Raw genomic sequence first — 4179 nt, 5'->3', positions numbered from 1 at the left:
CTGCTGGATAATGTTCTGCTGGGTCATGGCCGCAGTCTCGGAAGCGAAGTCAGTGTCGCGGATACGGCTTCTGGCAGCGGAAACATTTTCAGCCACGTTGCTCTGGTTTCTGATGGTGGATTCCAGACGGTTCTGGGTAGCGCCCAGCTCGGCTCTCTTGCCGTCAACAGCGGCAATGAATTTATCAATGTTAGCCAGAGTGTTCTGAGCCGTAGTCGCAGAGCTGATGTCGAAGGTGAGCTCATCGCCGTTGGCCTTAAGGTACTTGGTAGCATCAGCGGTAATGGCAGCAGCCTTGGTAGCTCCCACAGACAGGGCCACATCCTTGACGCTGAAGCCGAGGCCGTCATCACCGAGCCCCAGACTTACGGAAATCTTCTGATTGGTGTCAGCGCCTACCTGGAAATCCACCGTGGCCGAGGATCTGCTGTAATTTGCGACAGTATCGGCAGCTGCCAGATCCTTGTTCGTTGACTTGGCTCCGGTAAGAATCTTCTCCCCCGCAAAGGTGGTGTCCTTGGTGATGCGGTCGATTTCGGAGCAGAGCTGGGTTACCTCCTGCTGGAGAGCGTCCCGATCCGCCTGGGAGTTGGTGCCGTTGGCGGACTGGAGAGCCAGGGTGCGGATGCGCTGGTACATATTGGTCATTTCGTCCATGGCGCCTTCAGCGGTCTGGGCCAGGGAAATGCCGTCCTGAGCATTGCGGTTGCCCTGATTAAGGCCGTTTATCTGGGAAGTCAGTCGGTCGGAAATCTGCAGGCCTGCGGCATCGTCCTTGGCGCTGTTGATTCTGAGGCCGGAGGCCAGACGCTTGTAGGAGGTGTCCAGGGCGTTGGTGGAGTTTGCCATCATGCGCTGCGCATTCAGCGACGAGGCATTGGTATTGACATACAGTGCCATTTTATGTTCCTCTCAAAGATGTTCGAGTTGTTATAGTAATAACGTCTCAGGAGCAGAGACTTTTGATCATTGAGCGGCTCCGGCTGAATTATCTTTACCGATTTTTCAGAGCCATGAACAAAATTTAACCAAAACGTGACCATTATCAAAAAGCCGAGTTTTAAAAAGCAGAGTTAAAAGAAATACAGTCCCTTGCCTGGAAACAGAAGCGCCGGAGTTTTCGGCTCCGGCGCGGCTGTTATGCTGAGCGGCCTTTCGGGCGCTGAACACTATTCATAAATGCTCTCGTAAATCTTAGGGCCGATTTCATCGAGATCCTGCGCGGTGATCTCCCGCACCAGCGGCTTGCCGTTCTGCATTACCGGCCGGTAAGCAGTCTGGCCCTGCTCATTGACATAAATCTCGGTAATCGGGTGCTTCTTGCCGCAGAGATTTTTCTTGACTCTGTCAGCATACGCATTCCAGTCATCGCCCTGCTCGGCATTGGGATCGCTGATGATGGCATTAAGTTCCGCAAATATGCAATTATGGAGTGGCACTTTTTCGCCGGTATCAGCAAGTCTCTGCATATCCCGAACATTATCAACCTCGTTATCGGAAAGCTCAGTCACACCAAGCTTCTCCTTGAATTCAGAAGCATTTGTGAGCCGAGCTTCAAGGCAGCCGCCGGGGTATCTCATTTTAGACTCATAATCATTAAGCTTGCCGGCCTTCTTGCAATCGTAATAAAGATCTGCCACGAGCCGAACATATTCGGTGATATTGTGCTTAACATACTTCTCCACAGCTTCCGGACCGTGCTTGTCACCTTCTTTATATTTTTGAGGACGGAAAGACTGGTTTTCCAAATGAATGGGCATTCCCAATGTGTCCTTGTCATTCAGATAGTTCGCGAGGTCATCGATCCTCTTCATGGGCACGTATTTTTGCTGATTCACATCGTAATACTGGAAACGAACCAGTTTTTCACGCTCTTCCTCATCATTGCTCGTAACACATAAGAAATCGTAATCCGGATCTTCTCGCACCAGAGGGTTTGAACCGAGTTTTTCCAAAAAGGAGAGACACGTCTGAGCGCCTGTGATTCCGCCCAGACCATTATCTTTCATCTTTTTAAAGGCTTCATTCAGCTTATTCTTGTATGAATTGATGTCAAAGTCGCTCTCAGAACCAGAAGAAGCGGTATTGATAATCAAATTAGAAGCAGAGGTATTGACATTAGAAGCGGTACGGACATTCAAATCAGGTCCAGAGGCCTTGGCAATAATCTCTTTTATGCGTCTTACTGTAAGAGGTCTTCCCGAGGTAACCAGGCCGTCCCGGTTGATGCCGAAATCCTCGATCTTCAGCTCCGCTCCCAGACGACTCCGCAGATTGTTTATAAAATCCTGAGAAAATTTTACCTTGCCGTCAGATCTGGTGGTCATTCCATTAAGTCCATAGGCCTCGCCCAGGGATTTTAAAAGCTGAGTCCGGACTTCGTTGTTAGCAGCCTTGGTTGCCGGAGAGCGCATCCACCGGAAAATATTAGCGGATCTAAAGGTACCGTTGTACTTGAGACGGTTGTTATTCTCCCGATCAACATTCACAATTGCGTTATCGTTATCGCTGATGGCCCTGTTAAAGGAATCCAAAGCAGCCATGTTAAAATCTGACATAAAACACCTCGTTCATTAGTAAGCCGGAAAGAAAGTTTACCGTTTTGGATATTACGGAATCATTTATTGTCACTGAAACAACGTATCACCGAATCAGAAGTTACAGCATCAGCCATATAGATGGCAAATAATTCAAAAAAATAACAGCAGAATTTGCTTTTACAGCCCGCAAATGTGTTTCGTGCCGGCGCGGCTGCAGTAAATTTGCCGGTTCTGAAACCTGTTTCGGGAAAAAATCGCCTTGCTGTTAGCCGCCCTCCGGCGCCAATATCACCGCAGCCAGCCCTGCACCAGACAGCAAAAAAGCCGCATCCTCGGGGACACGGCTTATATTCAATACCGAACCTGCTGGGATTCCGGGGACACCGGAAAGCCTGATGCCGGATTTACAGCACCTTCACAATGGCATCGCACAGCGGATCGATGTTGGCGGTGGTAATACCGGCCACGCTGATGCGGCCGCTTCCTACAATGTAAATGCCGAATTCGGTCTTGAGACGGGCTACCTGCTCCTTGCTGAGACCGGAGAAGGAGAACATGCCGTACTGGTTGTTAATGAAGGAGAAATCAACCTTGGCATTGCGTTCCTTAAGCTTCTCCACCAGGAGAGAACGCATTTCCTTGATGCGATCCCGCATTTCCTTAACCTCGTTCTCCCACATGGCGCGGAGTTCGGGATCGGAAAGCACGGTGGTAACGATGCTGGCGCCGTGCACCGGAGGATTGGAGAAGTTGGCGCGGACGGCGATCTTAAGCTGGGAGAATACCCGGTCAGCGTCGTCCTTGTTAGCGGAAACAATGGTGATGGCGCCGATACGCTCGTTGTAAAGACCGAAGTTCTTGGAGAAGGAGCTGGCTACCAGAATTTCCTTGTGGTGCTTCAGGAAGGTTCTGATGCCGAGAGCATCCTCTTCAATGCCGTTGCCGAAGCCCTGATAGGCAAAGTCAAAGAACGGCAGGAGACCGAGCTCGGCGGTAAGCTGAGCCAGCTCTTCCCACTGAACGGGGGTGGGATCAATACCGGTGGGATTGTGGCAGCAGGCATGGAGCAGCACGGCATCGCCGGCCTTGGCCTTGGTCTTGAGGTCATTCTTCATGCCCTCAAAATCCAGTCCCTGGCTGGCCTTGTCATAGTAGGCATAGCGGCCGATTTCCAGACCGGCCTTCCCGAATACCTGCATATGGTTGGCCCAGGTGGGATCGGAGATCCAAATCTTAGCAGTTACATTCTGCTGCTTCAGGAAGTCAGCGCCAACACGGAGAGCTCCGGTGCCGCCGGGAGCCTGAGCAGTACGGGCGCGATCGTCTTTGATAATCTCGCTGTCCCGGCCCAGAACCAGCTCGCGAACCAGTTTGCCGTATTCCGGAGCGCCGACGATGGGCAGATAGCTCTTGGTCTTCTCGGTGGCCAGAATAATTTCCTCTGCCTTCTTAACGCACTTGAGAATCGGAGTCTGACCCTGGTTGTTCTTGAAGATGCCAACGCCCAGGTTAATTTTTTCAGGACGGGGATCATTCTTGAATTCTTCTGTAAGACCTAAAATAGGATCTGCCGGAGCGGCTGCAATTTTTTCAAAAAACATGTTTGTACCCATATTGTTCAGGAAGAAAGATCTGATAA

3 protein-coding genes are annotated in these 4179 nt (G+C 50.8%); all 3 read right to left on the bottom strand.

The genetic code is table 11. The annotated features are described in order from the left end of the window. A partial coding sequence (locus tag ACJROR_RS11845) for a flagellin (RefSeq protein WP_406547205.1) occupies positions 1-900 on the bottom strand: 900 nt, incomplete at its 3' end. Between the two features lie 269 nt (positions 901-1169). Then, positions 1170-2558 carry a hypothetical protein gene (locus ACJROR_RS11840; protein ID WP_406547204.1) on the bottom strand — a complete coding sequence of 463 codons (1389 nt, stop codon included), beginning with the start codon at positions 2556-2558 and terminating at the stop codon, positions 1170-1172. 386 nt (positions 2559-2944) lie between these two features. Continuing rightward, positions 2945-4141 (bottom strand): amino acid aminotransferase, encoded by a 1197-nt coding sequence (locus ACJROR_RS11835; protein WP_406547206.1) that lies wholly within the window; start codon positions 4139-4141, stop codon positions 2945-2947. Positions 4142-4179: the final 38 nt, after the last annotated feature.

Origin of the sequence: Succinimonas sp. (assembly GCF_045225735.1) — a bacterium.
In the GTDB taxonomy this organism is placed as follows: Bacteria; Pseudomonadota; Gammaproteobacteria; order Enterobacterales; family Succinivibrionaceae; genus Succinimonas.
This window is presented reverse-complemented; position numbering and strand designations above follow the sequence as displayed.